This window comes from Sediminicola arcticus (genome assembly GCF_040566695.1).
In the GTDB taxonomy this organism is placed as follows: Bacteria; Bacteroidota; Bacteroidia; order Flavobacteriales; family Flavobacteriaceae; genus Sediminicola; species Sediminicola arcticus.
Genome location: NZ_JBEXAE010000005.1, coordinates 279021 through 296879, shown reverse-complemented (window position 1 = coordinate 296879; position 17859 = coordinate 279021). Strand labels below are relative to the sequence as shown.

15 protein-coding genes are annotated in these 17859 nt (G+C 38.6%); 5 read left to right on the top strand and 10 right to left on the bottom strand.

Annotation, left to right across the window (positions count from 1 at the left end; all coding sequences use genetic code 11):
- Positions 1-2: 2 nt before the first annotated feature.
- Positions 3-359, bottom strand: a complete 357-nt coding sequence (locus tag ABXZ36_RS12215) for a hypothetical protein (RefSeq protein ID WP_354615952.1) — start codon at positions 357-359, stop codon at positions 3-5.
- A 43-nt stretch (positions 360-402) separates the two neighbouring features.
- Positions 403-1185, bottom strand: a complete 783-nt coding sequence (locus ABXZ36_RS12210) for a DUF547 domain-containing protein (protein WP_354615951.1) — start codon at positions 1183-1185, stop codon at positions 403-405.
- A 186-nt stretch (positions 1186-1371) separates the two neighbouring features.
- Between ABXZ36_RS12210 and ABXZ36_RS12205 the strand changes: the two genes are divergently transcribed.
- The 4 genes from ABXZ36_RS12205 (at position 1372) to ABXZ36_RS12190 (ending at position 5754) form a co-directional block, all read left to right on the top strand.
- Positions 1372-2091, top strand: a complete 720-nt coding sequence (locus ABXZ36_RS12205) for a glycosyltransferase (RefSeq protein ID WP_354615950.1) — start codon at positions 1372-1374, stop codon at positions 2089-2091.
- Between the two features lie 180 nt (positions 2092-2271).
- Positions 2272-2757 carry an acyl-CoA carboxylase biotin carboxyl carrier protein subunit gene (locus ABXZ36_RS12200; RefSeq protein WP_354615949.1) on the top strand — a complete coding sequence of 162 codons (486 nt, stop codon included), beginning with the start codon at positions 2272-2274 and terminating at the stop codon, positions 2755-2757.
- 9 nt (positions 2758-2766) lie between these two features.
- Complete coding sequence (gene accC, locus ABXZ36_RS12195; RefSeq protein ID WP_354616004.1) at positions 2767-4209, top strand: acetyl-CoA carboxylase biotin carboxylase subunit; 1443 nt, start codon at positions 2767-2769, stop codon at positions 4207-4209.
- A 3-nt stretch (positions 4210-4212) separates the two neighbouring features.
- Positions 4213-5754 (top strand): acyl-CoA carboxylase subunit beta, encoded by a 1542-nt coding sequence (locus ABXZ36_RS12190; RefSeq protein ID WP_354615948.1) that lies wholly within the window; start codon positions 4213-4215, stop codon positions 5752-5754.
- A 54-nt stretch (positions 5755-5808) separates the two neighbouring features.
- On the opposite strand, the gene acs is transcribed toward ABXZ36_RS12190, so the two are convergent.
- From acs to ABXZ36_RS12175, 3 genes are read right to left on the bottom strand one after another with little or no spacing between them, the layout of a single operon-like run.
- Positions 5809-7716 carry an acetate--CoA ligase gene (acs, locus tag ABXZ36_RS12185; protein ID WP_354615947.1) on the bottom strand — a complete coding sequence of 636 codons (1908 nt, stop codon included), beginning with the start codon at positions 7714-7716 and terminating at the stop codon, positions 5809-5811.
- A 33-nt stretch (positions 7717-7749) separates the two neighbouring features.
- Positions 7750-9462, bottom strand: a complete 1713-nt coding sequence (locus tag ABXZ36_RS12180) for a sodium:solute symporter family protein (RefSeq protein WP_354615946.1) — start codon at positions 9460-9462, stop codon at positions 7750-7752.
- Positions 9463-9489: 27 nt separating this feature from the next.
- The gene (locus ABXZ36_RS12175) at positions 9490-9753 is read right to left on the bottom strand and encodes a DUF4212 domain-containing protein (RefSeq protein WP_354615945.1); all 264 of its coding nucleotides are present in this window, start codon (positions 9751-9753) and stop codon (positions 9490-9492) included.
- Positions 9754-10087: 334 nt separating this feature from the next.
- Between ABXZ36_RS12175 and ABXZ36_RS12170 the strand changes: the two genes are divergently transcribed.
- Positions 10088-10768, top strand: a complete 681-nt coding sequence (locus ABXZ36_RS12170; protein ID WP_354615944.1) for a head GIN domain-containing protein — start codon at positions 10088-10090, stop codon at positions 10766-10768.
- A gap of 63 nt (positions 10769-10831) precedes the next feature.
- Here the strand turns inward: ABXZ36_RS12170 and ABXZ36_RS12165 are convergent, their stop codons facing one another.
- From ABXZ36_RS12165 to ABXZ36_RS12145, 5 genes are all read right to left on the bottom strand, one after another.
- The gene (locus ABXZ36_RS12165; RefSeq protein ID WP_354615943.1) at positions 10832-11014 is read right to left on the bottom strand and encodes a CPXCG motif-containing cysteine-rich protein; all 183 of its coding nucleotides are present in this window, start codon (positions 11012-11014) and stop codon (positions 10832-10834) included.
- A gap of 4 nt (positions 11015-11018) precedes the next feature.
- Entirely contained in the window at positions 11019-12383 is a 1365-nt protein-coding gene (locus ABXZ36_RS12160) for a TolC family protein (RefSeq protein ID WP_354615942.1), read from the bottom strand.
- Positions 12384-12387: 4 nt separating this feature from the next.
- On the bottom strand, positions 12388-15663 hold the full coding sequence (locus ABXZ36_RS12155) for an efflux RND transporter permease subunit (RefSeq protein WP_354615941.1): 3276 nt from the start codon (positions 15661-15663) through the stop codon (positions 12388-12390).
- A complete protein-coding gene (locus ABXZ36_RS12150; RefSeq protein ID WP_354615940.1) occupies positions 15663-16796 on the bottom strand; it encodes an efflux RND transporter periplasmic adaptor subunit in 1134 nt (377 codons plus the stop codon). The genes ABXZ36_RS12155 and ABXZ36_RS12150 overlap by 1 nt, the downstream gene beginning before the upstream one ends.
- A gap of 157 nt (positions 16797-16953) precedes the next feature.
- Positions 16954-17859: a leucine-rich repeat domain-containing protein gene (locus ABXZ36_RS12145; protein WP_354615939.1), complete on the bottom strand. Its 906-nt coding sequence runs from the start codon at positions 17857-17859 to the stop codon at positions 16954-16956.

The following is a 17859-nucleotide window of genomic DNA, read 5'->3' as shown; positions in this document are numbered from 1 at the left end:
ACTCATGATATGAAACGTTTTGCTGTGGAACTACCTAAAGGATAGCATAAAGTAGTAAGGGATTCACTGCGCTTTACGTAAGGCAACCCTTTAACATCGAGTGAAAATTGATGAAAACGTTCTAAAAATATGTTATCAAAAAGAGAATTCTCATTCTCTAGGGCAATAAAAAGGTAGCTGTCATCTGTCCCTAATTCTGAAACAAAATCTTGATAAAACTCTAACTCCTCATCTCCCTCTGAAAAAAAGGGCTGAAGATCAAATGAAAACTTTAATCCTGATAACAAAAATCCAGCTACCAGAGACAAAAGATCAAAACCTAAAACGATATACTTTTTATACCTTAAAATCTGCTCCATCAATAGTATAAAATAATCGTTTCAATATATTCTTATTAAAATCCTACAGTTCAATAAAGTTATCCAAATAAAGGGTCCAGTCATAATTTTTATAAACCAAATCTATATCTTTCGTACTCTTTATGATGCCATTCTTTTTTAGGATCTCCTTGGTGCCACTTTTACCTCCAAAATCACCCCTAAACCAACTGAACAATGACGTCACGGCAGCGACCCTATTATCATTGCTAAACTCCGATGTTCTGGTTAAGAAACGTTGGGTACCCTTTTCAAGTTGCTCATCCAATCTATCTGCATTATAAATAGCCACGGGCGGACAATCCTTGGCACCACAGTTAAGAGCAAAGTGAACGCGGTAATCTCGATCTTCAACCCTCAGTGTGCGTTCAAATTTGTTCGGAAACGATGTTCTTATATATCCCAAACCATACTCCCATTGGGATTTACGCACCATACCATGTTCTATTTCTGCAAAAGAAAAGATTCTTCCTGCAATATTAATCTGTTCAATTTTAAAGAAACTACTCCTATCTTTATACAACTCTGGCTTGTCTGCTAAAATAACCTGTATATAGGCATTGTAAATATTTAACCAAAAAGCTGTTTTCTCATCGTTAGTTTTTAAGGAGGATTCCAACTCTTCTAAACTCGTATTAGCTAAGATATTCTGCAGGTCCTTTGTATCCTTTCCCTCCTTAATATTCCTTAAAAATTGCTCAGATAGTTCATTGAAATCTGTCTTTTGTATTGAGCCCTTTTGATCATCAACCTCTTCAAAGGGTAAAAAAGGCAAGAAAATGAATAATATTATACCGAGTACTTTCATAATTGTAAACTTGTGTCTATTAAAATAAATACGCGATTTATTGTAGATAGGTTTTATTCTTAGTCCATAGTTCTCTAATTATCTTTCAAAAGAATCGATCAATTTTAAAATTGAACTTATAAAAATTGAACCCTAACCTTTGTACCTTCGTACATGACTAGAGGAAAACCCTTTTGAACTAAGAGTATGCTCAGTATTATTATCCCTGCCCACAACGAGAAAGAAAATATTGAAAGTCTTTTAAAAATACTTTCTGCACAATTAAAACAACATCCTTCCCTTCAAGTAGAAGTGTTGGTGATCCTATCTGCTGGTAATTCAGATGGAACAGAACTTATAACAACTACAGGACCTTTTAAAATAATTAAATGCAAAGGAAAAGGTAGGGCGGTACAAATGAACTTGGGGGCAAAAATGGCTAAGGGAAGTATTCTAGCATTTTTACATGCAGACAGTATTCCTCCAAATGGATTTTTGAATAATATATATGACACCATAGGTGATGGTTATGGTGCAGGCCTTTTTTCTTATAAATTTGATAAGAGTGGTCCTCTCCTTAAAATAAACGAATTTTTTACCACCAAAGACGGATTATTCACGGGAGCGGGAGATCAATGCCTCTTTATTACCAAGGCAAATTTTGAAACCTTGGACGGCTTTAACGAAAAGCAGGTGATCATGGAAGATTTTGAATTTTGGTTTAAGCTCAAGAAAAACAAAATTACCTATAAAATTGTGAATAACAACTTAGTGGTTTCTGGCAGAAAATACGACTACAATTCCTACTTGCGTGTTAATTTCACCAATTTGGTGCTTTTCCTAATGTTTAAAACCGGCTTTCCACCAGAAAAAATTAAGACCACCCACAACACCATGTTAAACCTGCCCAACGATAACTATAAATGACCCATCCCTCTTTCTTTTATCGTCCATAACAGGGGCGTATTGTTTCTTCACTTTAAAAATTAAATATATCTTTAAACTATTAAAGCTATCTAGACCGTGTAAGAGTTAATACTAATTATCCTCTTACCTTTATTTTTACTGAAAAATCTTAGGGCTAGATCTTTCTAAACCAATAGTTTGATGAATAAAAAGTTTGAAGTGACTGTAAATGAAACCTACAGTTTTACCATTCCTTTAGCTGATTTGGAACAACTAGATACTACGCCAACAGGGCCATTACAATATCATGTTCTCCAAAATAACAAACCTTTTAAAGCAGAAATGGTAAAGTCGGATATGAATAAAAAGGCATATACCGTAAAAATCAATCACAAACCGTATCACGTAACTATAACTGATGACCTGGACCTTTTGATCCAGGAAATGGGTTTTGCCCTGGGGTCTACCAAACAGATTGATTCCATTAAGGCTCCTATGCCCGGTTTGATATTGGACATCCATGTGGCTCCCGGTCAATCAGTAATAGAGGGTGAACCTCTTTTGATATTGGAAGCCATGAAAATGGAAAATATCATCACTTCCCCGCGTGAAGGGGTCATAAAAGCGGTCCTAGTAAACAAAGGAACGGCAATTGACAAGGGACAGTTATTAATTGAATTTGACTAAGAAATGGACATAAAAAAAATACTGATTGCCAACCGTGGTGAAATTGCCATTAGGGTAATGAAAACTGCCCAAAAAATGGGTATCAAAACCGTAGCAATTTATTCTACTATAGACAGAAATGCCCCCCACGTAAGATTTGCAGATGAGGCCGTTTGCATAGGAGAGCCCCCCTCCAATGAATCCTATCTCTTGGGATCCAAAATCATTAAGGTTGCTAAAGAACTAGGTGTAGATGCTATTCATCCGGGGTACGGATTTCTAAGTGAGAATGCGGCATTTGCAGAAGAAGTCGAAAAAAATAACATTATTTTCATAGGGCCAAAATCTGAAGCCATTAAAATAATGGGGAGTAAATTGGCAGCCAAAGATGCCGTTAAAGGCTATGGTATACCCATGGTCCCTGGGATAGACAAAGCCATTACCGATGTAAATAAAGCAAAGGAAATTAGTAAAGAAATTGGTTTTCCCATCCTGATCAAAGCTTCTGCTGGTGGTGGTGGAAAAGGGATGCGGGTCGTGGAAAAGGAAAGTGAATTAGAATCACAGATGAATAGGGCCATAAGTGAGGCAACTTCTGCCTTTGGGGATGGGTCTGTTTTTATAGAAAAATACGTAGCTTCTCCTAGACATATAGAAATACAGGTCATGGCAGATACCCATGGTACCATTCTACATCTTTTTGAAAGGGAATGCAGTATCCAAAGAAGGCACCAAAAGGTAGTGGAGGAAGCTCCATCTTCGGTGCTTACCACAGAATTAAGGACAAAGATGGGAGAAGCGGCAGTAAAAGTTGCTCAAGCATGCAATTATGTCGGTGCCGGTACCGTAGAATTTCTATTAGATAAAAACCATAATTTTTACTTTCTGGAAATGAACACCAGACTTCAAGTGGAACATCCAGTAACTGAACTGATCACTGGAGTAGATTTGGTGGAACTACAAATAAGAGTAGCTATGGGCGAAAAACTCCCCATTGCTCAAAATGACTTAAAAATAAATGGCCATGCCCTAGAGTTAAGGGTATATGCCGAAGATCCTCTAAATGACTTTTTACCAAGCGTAGGCCACTTAGATACCTATGTACTACCAGAAGGAGATGGCATACGTGTTGACAATGGGTTTGAGGAAGGGATGGATATTCCCATTTATTACGACCCCATGTTGGCCAAACTAATCACTTATGGAAAAACAAGGGAAGAGGCAATTCAATTAATGATTTCAGCCATTGACAGGTATCAGGTGGCCGGTGTAGAGACCACCTTGGCTTTTGGAAAATATGTTTGCGAACATGAAGCCTTTAGATCCGGTGATTTTGATACTCACTTCGTTAAAAATTATTATTCCACTGAAGCCCTAAAAAACATCAAGGAACAGGAGGCTAATATTGCGGCCATGATTGCCTTAAAACAGTATATGCAAGACCAAAAAATGTTAAGATTGCCAATTCAGTAATATATGGATTCTAAAATAAAAGAACTACAAGATAAAATTGCCAAAGCCCATTTGGGGGGAGGTGAAAATCGGATAAAAAAACAACACCAAAAGAAAAAATTGACTGCTCGTGAGAGGGTCAATTATTTGATGGATGCCGGTTCCTTTGAGGAAATAGGTATTCTCGTGACCCACAGGACCACAGATTTTGAAATGGATAAGGAACTCTATTACGGTGATGGGGTGATTACAGGTTACGGCACTGTCAATGGAAGGTTGGTATATGTGTTTGCCCAAGATTTTACAGTATTTGGAGGAGCACTTTCAGAAACCCACGCCGAAAAAATCTGTAAGATCATGGATCTTGCGGTTAAGATTGGTGCTCCCCTTGTTGGATTAAATGATTCAGGAGGGGCCCGTATCCAAGAGGGCGTGCGCTCCTTGGGAGGTTATGCGGATATTTTTTATAGAAACGTACAGGCCTCTGGGGTTATCCCCCAAATATCAGCTATTATGGGACCATGTGCCGGAGGAGCGGTATATTCTCCTGCGATGACAGATTTTACCATGATGGTAGAAGACACCAGCTATATGTTCGTAACTGGCCCAAATGTGGTAAAAACAGTAACAAATGAAGAAGTTACCTCTGAAGAACTAGGTGGGGCAAGCACACATTCAACTAAATCCGGAGTGGCACATATTACCTCAGCCAATGACGTACTATGTTTGGAGGATATAAAAATACTTTTAGGGTATTTACCACAGAGCAACAAAGAGACGCCAAAAACCCTTCCATTTGAGTTCGGCGATGAAATCAGGGATCGGTTATCGAACATTATTCCCGATAATGCCAATAAACCATATGATATGCATGAGGTGATTAAAGGCATCATAGATAAAGATAGCTTTTACGAAATACATAAAGACTATGCCGAAAACATCCTTGTAGGATTTGCTAGACTAGGTGGCAGAAGCATAGGTGTTGTTGCCAACCAGCCTATGTTTTTAGCAGGGGTATTGGATGTAAACAGTTCTAAAAAAGCGGCTAGGTTTGTGCGTTTTTGCGATTGTTTCAACATTCCCCTTCTGGTCTTAGTTGATGTCCCAGGTTTTTTGCCGGGTACGGATCAGGAATGGAACGGAATTATAGTGCATGGTGCCAAACTCCTTTATGCCTTGAGCGAAGCCACTGTTCCCCGCATCACGGTCATAACACGTAAAGCCTACGGCGGCGCCTATGATGTGATGAACTCTAAGCATATTGGAGCCGATCTAAATTATGCTTGGCCAAGTGCTGAAATTGCCGTCATGGGAGCCAAAGGTGCTAGTGAGATTATCTTTAAAAAAGAAATTTCTGCAGCAGACGACCCTTCAAAAAAGCTAGCAGAAAAGGAAGCAGAATACGCACTCAAGTTTGCCAATCCGTACCTAGCAGCACAACGTGGTTTTATAGACGAAGTGATTCTGCCAAAGGATACCCGTAGAAAACTGATCAAGGGGTTTAGTATGCTGGAAAATAAGGAGCAAGTGCGACCCAACCGAAAACATGGCAATATCCCATTATAACTAAAAAGCCTTCTTTAAAGAAGGCTTTTTTATATCTGTGCATTTAGAAAGTAATTACAATTTATTGTCTATAATCTCCTGAACTATTTCAGGGTTCAATAAGGTAGACGTATCCCCTAGGTTATCCATTTCGTTACAAGCTATTTTACGAAGAATCCTTCTCATGATTTTTCCAGATCTTGTTTTTGGAAGGCCACTGGTAAATTGAATTTTGTCCAACTTGGCGATAGGTCCAATATGCTCCGTAATAATCTGGTTGATTTCTTTACGGAGGTTGTTATGATCCCGAGATTCCCCGGTTTCTTTTAATATTACATATCCGTAAAGGGCACTTCCCTTAATATCGTGCGGAAAGCCAACTATGGCTGACTCTGCTACGGCAGGGTGTTCATTAATTGCATCCTCAATGGGTGCCGTACCCAAATTATGTCCTGAAACAATGATTACATCGTCTACCCTACCTGTAATCCGGTAATACCCTACCTCATCTCTTAATGCCCCGTCCCCTGTGAAATATTTATTCTCATACGTGGAAAAATAGGTATCCTTATACCTTTGGTGATTTCCCCAAATTGTTCTGGCCATGGAAGGCCATGGAAATTTGATGCACAAACGACCATCAACCTGATTTCCCTTAATTTCGTTACCCTGTTCATCCATTAAAGCAGGTTGTATACCCGGCAAGGGCAGGGTAGCGTAGGTGGGAATGGTAGGAGTGGCATAAGGGATAGGTGAAATCATGATGCCTCCTGTTTCCGTTTGCCACCACGTATCCACAATTGGGCTTTTCTTTTTGCCCACATTTACATTGTACCAATGCCATGCCTCTTCGTTGATAGGTTCTCCTACAGTTCCCAATACCTTTATTGAAGACAGATCGTATTTTTCAACAAATTCTAAATTCTCTTTAGCCAAGGCTCTAATAGCCGTTGGGGCCGTATAAAACTGATTGACTTTATGCTTTTCTATAATTTCCCAAAAACGCCCAAAATCAGGATAGCTTGGAACCCCCTCGAACATTACTGTTGTGGCACCATTGGCCAATGGCCCATAAACGATATAACTGTGACCCGTAATCCAACCAATATCGGCGGTACACCAAAACACATCTTCTTCTTTATATTGAAAAACATTCTTAAACGTATAGGCGGTGTATACCATATACCCCGCTGTGGTATGCAACATGCCCTTAGGTTTTCCTGTAGATCCAGAAGTATACAAGATGAACAAGGGATCCTCGGCATCCATTATTTCCGGAACACAATCCCTATAGGCATTATCCAATAAAGGCTGCAACCATTTATCACGGCCCTTCTTCATAGGTATCTCTGAGTTGATTCGCTTTGCTACAAGAACCGTTTGCACACCTGGACAATTTTCCAAGGCATCATCTACAATCCCTTTTAAATCAATTGATTTTGCACCTCTATAAGAACCATCAGAAGTAATTACCATTTTACAATCACTATCATTTATACGGGTAGCTAAGGCCGTTGATGAAAAACCGGCAAAAACTACGGAATGAATGGCTCCAATGCGGGCACAGGCCAAAACTGAAATGGCCAATTCCGGGATCATTGGCAAATAGATACATACCCTATCCCCCTTTTTTATTCCTTGGTCTTTCAGTACATTGGAAAATTCACATACTCGTTCGTGAAGCTGTCTAAAGGTTATATGCTCCGCTTCTTCTTCGGGATTATTTGGCTCAAAAATAATGGCCGTTTTGTCGCCTCTTGTAGTCAAATGCCTATCAATACAGTTTTCAGTGATATTTAATTTCGCCCCTTCGAACCACTTTACTTCAGGTTTCGAAAAGTCCCAACTTAATACCTTATCCCATTTTTTTCGCCACATAAAATGTTCTTCCGCAACTTCTTCCCAGAAACTTTCTGGGTCTCTCACCGATTTACGATACACCTGAAAGTACTCTTCTAAATGTTTGATATGGTAATTGCTCATTTTAAAATGCTAATATTATAAAATCATTTAATATTAATGGCCTTTAGCCTTACCCGCTCCACTTGGAATTCGGATATCTTCTACAATTTCTTGCACTAATTCTGGGGGATCTGGCGCAAATAGGTTGACCAAAAGGGCCACTATAAAATTAACAATCATTGCAATGCTACCAAAGCCTTCAGGAGAAATTCCAAACCACCAGTCTTTTGAAAGTGCTGCCACCGAAGCTTTACCCCCATCGAAAAGTCCAAATTTGAATTTAACCATATAGTATAACATCAAAGAAATCCCAACAATCATTCCTGCTATGGCTCCTTCCTTACTCATTTTCTTATAAAAGATTCCTAGTACGATAGCAGGGAAAAAGGAAGCCGCTGCAAGTCCAAATGCGAGGGCTACCACCGCCGCTACAAAACCAGGTGGATGAATACCAAAATACCCAGCTATAATCACAGCAACTGTAGCAGAAATACGAGCAGCCCATAATTCTCCCGCTTCTGAAATATTAGGTTTAAAAATACTTTTAATCAAATCATGGGATACAGATGAGGAGATTACTAACAACAAACCTGCAGCTGTGGATAACGCCGCTGCTAATCCCCCAGCGGCTACCAATGCAATTACCCATGCAGGTAAATTTGCGATTTCCGGATTTGCTAATACCATAATATCATTATCAATAGTCAGTTCATTATCAATTTTATTGGCTACATACTGTATTTTTCCATCACTATTTTTATCATCAAAAACCAAAAGCCCAGTTTCTTCCCAGTTTTTAAACCAGGTAGGCATACTGGAATAGTCCTTATCACTAACGGTATTGATAAGATTGGTTTTGGCAAATACTGCAACAGCCGGGGCAGTGGTATATAAAATAGCGATTAGCAATAGGGCCCAACCCGCTGATTTACGTGCATCCCTCACTCTTTTGACCGTGAAAAAACGTACAATAACATGTGGTAATCCTGCGGTCCCCACCATTAGGGCCAAGGTAATAGCGAACACATCTATGAGGGACTTGGAGCCATCTGTATATTCGGCAAAGCCTAATTCCGTAGAGAGTCCATTTAATTTATCTAACAAATACATTCCTGAGCCATCATTGACCATAGAACCCATTCCCAATTGGGGAATAGGATTACCCGTCATTTGTATGGAAATAAAAATAGCAGGAACCATAAAGGCAAAAATGAGAACGCAATATTGAGCCACCTGGGTATAGGTTATCCCCTTCATACCTCCCAAAACAGCATAGAAAAGAACAATAACCATCCCTATGATTACCCCAGTGGTAATATCAACTTTTAAAAACCTTGAAAACACTACGCCTACGCCTCGCATTTGTCCGGCTACATAGGTGAAAGATACAATCAAGGCACAAATTACAGCTACGATACGGGCGGTTTTGGAGTAATAGCGTTCCCCAATAAAATCTGGTACCGTAAACTTTCCAAATTTTCTGAGATAAGGAGCTAAAAGAAGTGCCAATAGTACGTATCCCCCTGTCCAACCCATAAGATAAACAGAGCCATCATATCCGGCAAACGAAATAATACCTGCCATAGATATAAATGAGGCGGCAGACATCCAATCTGCTGCCGTGGCCATGCCATTGGCTAATGGCGAAACATTCCCTCCAGCAACATAAAACTCTTTGGTAGATCCTGCCCTAGACCATATGGCTATGCCTATGTACAATGCAAAGGTTACCCCTACAATAATGTAGGTCCACAATTGTACACTCATATCCCCTTAATTTTATATTTGAGAAGTCTATTCTTCATTAAATCCATATTTTTTATCCAATTTGTTCATCAGTCTAACATATATAAAAATGAGTATGACAAACACATAAATAGATCCTTGCTGAGCAAACCAAAAACCGAGTTTAAAACCTCCCAATTTAATGGTATCTAAAGCCTCCTTAAATAGGATTCCGGCACCATAGGAAACCACGAACCATATAGACAATAAGAGTAATAAGTACCTAAGGTTTTCTTTCCAATATGCTTTTGCCTTAGCTTGTTTTTCTGACATTGATTCCTTGATTTATCAATTGATATTTTCAAATTATGGATTACTTCTGGATGTCATTTTAACATCTTAGTTGAAAAATTCTCAATTATAACATTTTAAAAATAGAGATTTAACCACTAGCAATCAACATTTTTATTGAATGGTTTTTGTCAAATAGAAGAGCATCCAACATTATCGGCAAACATATTTGACCAGTCCTATATTTCAAAATCGATAAAGCTCAATTTAAACTTGTTTGAGAATACGTATTTCATTCAAAATTATGACCTTGCCAAAAGCCTAAGGGTAACTTATGAACGTATATATAACAAGTAAATCCTTAAAACAATACCATATGAGAACATCAATCGTACTTATTGCAATAACATTGCTATCTTGGAATGCTTCTGCACAAAAAGAAGTTGCCCATGAGTTATATAAATTTTCTGAAGTGAAGGCCTATGACGGGATTACTGTAAAATTGATTAGCAGTGATGTAAACAAAGCTGTAATTACAGGAGATTACAAAAGCGAAGTAGCTTTTGTAAACAAATCTGGTCGCCTAAAAATACGTATGGAATTGGATAATTTTTTGGCTGGCCATAATACTACAGTAATGCTATACCATACTGAAACATTAGTACTATTGGACGTAAACGAAAAAGCGAAAATAGTTTCTGATGATGTTATAAGATCTGTTAGTTTAGAGATGAGGGCCCAAGAAGGAGGTGAACTACAACTTAAGGTAGAAGCTGAAAAAGTGGACGTAAAAGCCACTACAGGAGGAATAGTTTCCTTATCTGGTACTTCAAAAGTTCAAGACATTTCCGTCAATACGGGAGGGGTCGTTAAAAACGAGAGTTTAAAAACAGAACAGACAGAGGTATCTGTCAATGCTGGAGGGACAGCCAATGTAAATGCTACAGATATTGTTGATGCTAAAGTAAGAGCTGGTGGGACCATTAATATTTATGGTAACCCAAAAGAGGTTAAAGAAACCAAATTTGTAGGAGGAAATATCAATTCTATGAATTAAAATGGAATGATAAAAACAAAAGCGCCATGGATATCCATGGCGCTTTTGTTTGTATTCCTATTCCTATTGCTCCAAGCTCTCTGCTTCAAATCCTATGAGCTCTTGATCCTGGAACATTGGTGTAATTTCTATAGGGTTGCAACAGACCTCACAATCCTCCACATACGTTTGTGTGGAAATAGAGGTATCCAATAACATGGAAATTTCTTCCCAGCAATACGGACATTGAAAGAAGTGTTCAAACATATCTTTATAATTTTACGTTCAATAATTGACCCGTTAATTGCAGCAATTGTAGTTCAGCAAGTTTGGCATCGTACTTGGCTAGATTTTTATTAGTCTGGGCATTTAAAAGGTTAATCTGTGCCTGGCGAAATTCAATGGAGGTTATCCTTCCCAATTTAAATTGCTCCTCCGAACGTTCAAAATTATTTTGGTTGGTCACTACATTTTGTTCTTGAATATAATAAATACTCAACCTATTCTCATAAATGGCCAGAGCGTTTAATATATCTCTATTTACCTCCAACTCAATTTGCTTTTTGACCAATTCTTGATTGGCATAGGCTATTTTAGCATTTTTTAACCTTACTGAAGTTCCTCCACCATCAAAAAGATTCCAGGTTAGACTGGCACCAAGAGCAATATTATCTGCTGTGGAATTGATTCCTGGAAAAATAGCTCCAGATAAAAACGCAGAAGGAGCACTTTGGTTGCGATTCCACCCGTAAGTTCCCGTTAACCCAATAACAGGTAGGTATCCAGATCTACTCACTTTAATGTCGTAATCGTTAATGGCAAGACTTCTCTCAGATTGCAAAACAGCTACGTTGTTGTTTTTGGCTAGCTCTATAAATTCGTCCAATTGCAGCCTAGGGATAAACTGTACTACGGTATCCACCTTGAATCTATTGTTCAAATCCTGATTTAGGATAACATTTAAATCCCTTTTGGCATTGACCAAATTTTGATTTATGTTCAAAAGGTTAATACTGTCATTGGTGACATCGACCTGGGCATTTAATATATCCAATTGGGTATTTTGTCCATATTCGAAAGAATATTCAGCCCTTTTTATCCTATCCTGCGATATTTCTAAGGCTTGTTGTAAAACCTTTTGGTTTTCGGTAAGCCTGGCGATTTCAAAATAAACACTGAACAACTGTAAAATGGTGTTTTCTATAGTCTCACGGGCCTGTAACTCGCTCAACTGATACTGTTCCTTTAACCGCTTGTAATTATAAAACCTGCCCAGGCCGTCGAACAAAGTATAATTAACATTGATGGCAGAATTGTAACGTTGGCTTTCTGCATTATTCACAACAATGTCCGGTCTTGGACTTCCATCGTCCGAAAATTGACCTGGAAATTCGGTATTGGTATTGTTCTTATTATAGTTGGCTCCGGCAGTTCCTGTGACCGTAGGCAGATAGCCTGAGTTAAGAATTCCTGAATTATTTTCTGCAATTTCCACTATATTTTTGGCCACAACAATATTGAAATTATTTTCCAGGGTGGTAACCACAGCTTCCTCCTTGGACAATAGGTTCTCCTGTGCCATAATGTTCTGCCCGTAAACAACCGATACAATAAACAGTAGATAAAATTTCTTCATGGATCTATAAGCTCTTTTCGGTATTTTCTTCAGTACTACCGTTGTAATGAATTCCGTTTTCTGATTGATGGTGATTTTCCAGCATGTGCTTTTCCTGATCTTGTTCCTTGATCGCTCTTTCCACTTCCTCCTTGGTCACTTGTCCTCCTGTAGCCAACCACTTGGAGCCAACTTTGAACTTATTACTGAAAGCCAGGAATAATGGTAACATCAACAAGGTAAGTATCGTTGCAAAAGCAATTCCGTAGGCGATGGAAATGGCCATAGGCTTTAAAAATTGTGCTTGCCTACTCTTTTCCAAAAGTAAGGGAGCCAAACCGGCAATAGTGGTGATAGATGTTAAGAATATAGCCCTAAATCTAGATTTACCAGCTTCAAAAATAGCATCATCAAACTTCATCCCCTCTCTTAGGTTATTATTGAACTTGCCTATTAGCACTAACCCATCATTTACCATAATCCCTACCAAAGCAATAATACCCAACATGGAGAGGATATTAATGGGGAAATCATGAATCCAGTGTCCCCATGCCACAGCTGTTAAACTAAAAGGCACTAACAGTATTAATAAAAGTGGTTGGCTAAAACTCCTAAAAGTAAATGCAATGGTGATGTAGATCAACAATAAAACTGTTAGTCCTACAGATTTTAAAGAACCTAATAATTTTCCTGCCTCCCTATTCTGACCTTCATAAGAAGCAGATACCGTTGCATATTTTGATTGTATCTCCGGCATGATCTGGGTTCTGATCTCTGTCATAATATCCGTTGCACTTGTGGTCTTATCATCCTTCAAATCCGCAGATATTTGAATTTCCCTACGTCCATCTAAATGGTTGATAGCCACATCTCCCCTTTCTATGGTATATGTAGCAATTTCCTTTAAAGGAACTTTATTACCAGAAGGAGTGGTTATTCTCATTTCATCAAGGTCTGTAATGGACGACCTATTTTCACGATCATAGCGCACCCATACCCTAATCTCATCTTGTCCTCTTTGGAAACGTTGGGCCTGTGTACCAAAAAAACCAGCCCTCACCTGATTCATTATAGTCCGTAGATCCAATCCTAATAAATAGGCGTTTTCCTTGAGCTCTAAGCGTATTTCCTTAATACCCGCCGGATCATTATCAGCTACATCTTTTAAAAGGGCATTGTTCTCTAAAGCAGTTTTTAATTCCTTTTTGGCAGCCTTTAGTTCCTGAATATTATTCCCAATTAGGGAAACCGAAACAGGATCTCCCCCAAAATTCCCACCAGACCCATAGATTAGGCTTTCAACCCCTAATACGGGGCCAACCAATTCTTGCAACCTACTTGTTACCATACTAGATGGTATATTGTCCGGTCTTTCTTCTCCTGGCAATAGATTTATGACCAGAGAAGCCGCAGAAGATCCAGGACCCACCGTTCTGATCATATTTTCAAAAAGAACCTTATCCGTTCCTTTTAAATACCTTTCTGTAAGCTCTTGATTCACGATTTCAGCCTTTTCTTCGATCAGGCTAATAATAGAATCCGTAATTTTCTCATTGGTACCGTTGGGCATCAATAAAGAAACTTGTACCCGGTCACTCGCTATTGAAGGAAAAAATGCAGTCCTTATAACTCCTCCACCCACAGACCCCAGGGTAAGCACCAATGCCATTACAAAAAATGAAAATGTAAGAATTTTGTGCTTTAACGTAAATCTTAATGCAGGACCATATAAAACATCCCTCATCCAGACCATCATCTTATCCCCATAGTCGTTGATTATCCTTAATTTGGAGAATACTTTTGCAATCCCTTTTTTAGGTTTTTTATCCAAAGGCTGCAGCGCTTTGGAATGTGCTAAATGAGCTGGTAAAATAATCAAAGCTTCTACCAAGGAAACTATTAATGTAAGAATGACGATCACTGACACCTCGCTAAAGAATTCCCCAATTCGTCCATCTAAGAACAAGAATATGGAAAACGCAAGTATGGTGGTTATAATAGCTGAAACAATGGGAGGTATCACCTCCATAGTTCCATCTATGGCCGCTTGTATTGGGCTTTTACCCTTCTCGTAATGTTGGTAAATATTTTCCGCAATCACAATACCATCATCCACCAAAATACCTATTACGATAATCATTCCGAATAAGGAAAGTACATTTATGGTAACGTCAAAGAAGCCTGCAAAGATGAACATCCCTAAAAATGAAATGGGTAGACCAAAGGCCACCCAAAAAGCAAGTCTTGTGTTCAAGAATAATGAAAGGAAAATCAAAACCAAAATCATCCCCATAATAGCATTCTCGGTCAGCAATTCTGTCCTTTGGGTCAAGGTTACGGACTGATCACTGACCACATTGGCCTGAACGTTATTGTATTTTTGGTTGAACTCCTCAACATATTTCTTTACCAATTCGGCCGCAGAGATTAAATCCTCAGTATTGGTGCTGGTAATACTCACATTTACTGCCAAATTTCCATTGAAATAAGACGTGTTGGGCGTTTCTGAGAAGCGATCCCTAATAATGGCCACATCTTTCAATCTGACCGTCTGTCCGGATGCATCCGCCCTTACAATAAGATTAGACAGCTCATCCCCATAATAGGCTCTATTATTCGCCCTTATGAGATATTCTTCAGCGTCTGTCTTTATATTTCCTCCTGTCACCAAAATATTGGCATTAGCTACCGCTTGGGAAACTTCAGTAAAGGATACGTTATAGGCAAGAAGACTATTCTCATTAACCGCAATTTCAATCTCTTCTTGTGGATATCCTGAAATATTGATCTGGGAGATGCCCTCCATTGCGCGAATATCGTTCTCTATCTGCCGTCCTATTTGTTTTAAGGTGGCCAACGGCACATTATCACCACTTACTGAGAAACTAATGGTTTGTCTTACCTCTTCCAATTTAGACACAATCAAAGGCTCCATCCCAGTAGGAAACGAAGGCACCCTATCCACAGCATTCTTTACCTCGAGTAACATAAAATCTATATCCCTACCTTTCTCAATCTCTACATTGATGGTCCCACTATTTTCCCTAGAAGTAGAAGTCACCCTATCTACGCCTTGCAATCCTTTAAGGTTGTCCTCAATTTTAAGAACAATACCTTCCTCCACTTCTTGTGGTGAAGCTCCTGGATAAGCAATATTGATGGCTATATTCTTGGAATCCGATAATGGAAAGTAAGACGACTTCAATGAAAGCGCTCCTGCGATTCCAAAAACAACAACCGCAAGTATAAATACGCTAACCGCTACATGATACTTTATAAAATAAGCTATAAGACCCCTCATTATTCTTCTGTATTAGCCGTGTCCTTCAATACTTTTACCAACATACCGGCATAAGCTCCTATAACAGGCTTGGATAAGATGGTAGTTCCATTGGGTACTTCTTTTAAAACTACCTTTTTATCACTAAAAAATATAGGTTTTACATCTATCATATCCAAAATAGTATCTCTGACCACAAAGATTTTATCTCCTTCCAGTAACAGTCCTCTATCTATTTCAATGGCTTCAGCTTCTTCCTTGGTATTCAAATTCGCCTGTAGGTACATCCCCTCCTTCAAATCGGCATTGCGAACTTCTATAAATGCCCTAATCGTCTGGGATAGTTGATCTATATTACCATTGATCCTAGCAACTTTACCCATATATTTCTTACTGTTGTCTAAGTTCACTAATTCTACCTGCTCATCCAGTTTTAAAAGATCACTATAGCTTTTACTAACGGCAACCTCCAATTCATAAACGCTAGGATCAATAAACTCCCCAAGTTTCTGTCCAGAGCGCACTAGAGTACCTTCAGTGACTAGAGCATCGGTCACCACACCACTAAAAGGAGCGGTAATCCTATATTTTGAAAGTCTTTGTTCCTGATTTTTTACGTTGTAGTAATTAGTGAGTATACCCCTACCAGAAATAAAGTAACGTTCCTTTTCAGAATCCATTTGAGGTAACGAAGGTGTAGTTTTTTGTATGTCAAAATTTCTGAGATACGCCTCCCATTTTGGAAAAACCTCTGGATAATCTAAACGTAAATCGGGCATGATAGACGTAATCAAATTATACAGATTACTTTTAGAAGATTGCACACTAGCATAATACTCTTGCGCATCAATACTTATTATGGTCTGCCCAGCCATATACTTCTGTCCAGGTTTAAAAAGAACACTCCCAGATTTAAAGACTCCTTGAACTTCAGAAAAAAGTTCCACCCTTCTTTTGGCCATTAAATTACCATTGGCAGAAACTACAATGGGTACAATTCCATTTTCCACGGATTGCACTAATACCGTTTTTACTACTTTTTCGGGTATTGGTTTCTGTGTGTTTTTATTGGCGATGATTACGGAAGCAGCATAAAATGACACTGCAATTAAAAGCAATCCAAGTACAGACAGCACTATTTTTCTTGTATCCATTAAGTTAAGGCTATAATATAATTGTTGTATAGACAACAAAAGTACCCTTTAGTTTAAGCGCACTTAGTTAAATATTTCCTAAAAGCCGAATCCTAGCACATAAAAAAAGGATGCTTAACGCATCCTTCTTAACCAAACTAACTAAAATTATAATCAACTATTCATTCTCTTCATCCTCAAATTTAGAACCGGCCATTCTTGAATTATAAAAATCGACCGTTTTATATTTGGGCTTAATATAATCTTTATCGTAATCAAAAACCAAGAATTGATTGGAATCCATAATCTCCAAATTCTTGGAAGAATTAAATCTATTGTTCTGTATTTGAAAAATCTGCAGACTTACCAATTGGCCAAATTCCCTTGGAATTTCCCCTCCTAGTGTATTGTTGGCCAAGACCAGTTCTTTTAACTTTAACAAGTTACCCAATTCTGAAGGGATAGAGCCATCCAACGTATTCTCAAAAAGGCCCAATACTTCCAATTTGGCCAGATTGCCCAAGGAAGTTGGAATGGCACCTTTTAGGTTATTACTGGAAATATTCAACACCTTTAGATTACTCAGGCCTCCTATACTCTCAGGGATACTACCAGATAAGAAATTATTAAACAAGGTAAGCTCTTCCAAATTCTTCATTTTACCGATATCCAAAGGAAGCTCTCCTTTGATCCGATTCATTTCCAAACGCAACACTTTGAGTTCGGTTAACTGAACCAAACTTGTAGGGATTTCTCCACTGATCGCATTAAATGCTAAATTCAATTGGACTAAGTGGCTTAGTCTACCAATACTTTCCGGAAGTACCCCTTGCAGGTTGTTGCGGAACAAATTGATCTCTACCACCCTATCATTGACCACCTTTACCCCATACCAATTGGATACTGGCTCGTTTAGGTCCCATGTCTTGGTCCACTCATCTCCGTTGGTAGTGTTATACAGCGCTACCAGAGCTTCCCGATCATTTCGGCCAACTTCAGCAAAAACAACCAAGTTGGATGCCAATGCGAAAATCCCCAATAATAGAAAACTTTTTAAGTTACAGATTTCATTTGTTAACATCAT

Coding starts and splice junctions, on each gene's coding strand:
- ABXZ36_RS12215 (WP_354615952.1), bottom strand. CDS start 359: ATGGAGCAGATTTTAAGGTATAAAAAGTATATCGTTTTAGGTTTTGAT.
- ABXZ36_RS12210 (WP_354615951.1), bottom strand. CDS start 1,185: ATGAAAGTACTCGGTATAATATTATTCATTTTCTTGCCTTTTTTACCC.
- ABXZ36_RS12205 (WP_354615950.1), top strand. CDS start 1,372: ATGCTCAGTATTATTATCCCTGCCCACAACGAGAAAGAAAATATTGAA.
- ABXZ36_RS12200 (WP_354615949.1), top strand. CDS start 2,272: ATGAATAAAAAGTTTGAAGTGACTGTAAATGAAACCTACAGTTTTACC.
- ABXZ36_RS12190 (WP_354615948.1), top strand. CDS start 4,213: ATGGATTCTAAAATAAAAGAACTACAAGATAAAATTGCCAAAGCCCAT.
- acs (WP_354615947.1), bottom strand. CDS start 7,716: ATGAGCAATTACCATATCAAACATTTAGAAGAGTACTTTCAGGTGTAT.
- ABXZ36_RS12180 (WP_354615946.1), bottom strand. CDS start 9,462: ATGAGTGTACAATTGTGGACCTACATTATTGTAGGGGTAACCTTTGCA.
- ABXZ36_RS12175 (WP_354615945.1), bottom strand. CDS start 9,753: ATGTCAGAAAAACAAGCTAAGGCAAAAGCATATTGGAAAGAAAACCTT.
- ABXZ36_RS12170 (WP_354615944.1), top strand. CDS start 10,088: ATGAGAACATCAATCGTACTTATTGCAATAACATTGCTATCTTGGAAT.
- ABXZ36_RS12165 (WP_354615943.1), bottom strand. CDS start 11,014: ATGTTTGAACACTTCTTTCAATGTCCGTATTGCTGGGAAGAAATTTCC.
- ABXZ36_RS12160 (WP_354615942.1), bottom strand. CDS start 12,383: ATGAAGAAATTTTATCTACTGTTTATTGTATCGGTTGTTTACGGGCAG.
- ABXZ36_RS12155 (WP_354615941.1), bottom strand. CDS start 15,663: ATGAGGGGTCTTATAGCTTATTTTATAAAGTATCATGTAGCGGTTAGC.
- ABXZ36_RS12150 (WP_354615940.1), bottom strand. CDS start 16,796: ATGGATACAAGAAAAATAGTGCTGTCTGTACTTGGATTGCTTTTAATT.
- ABXZ36_RS12145 (WP_354615939.1), bottom strand. CDS start 17,859: ATGATGTTAACAAATGAAATCTGTAACTTAAAAAGTTTTCTATTATTG.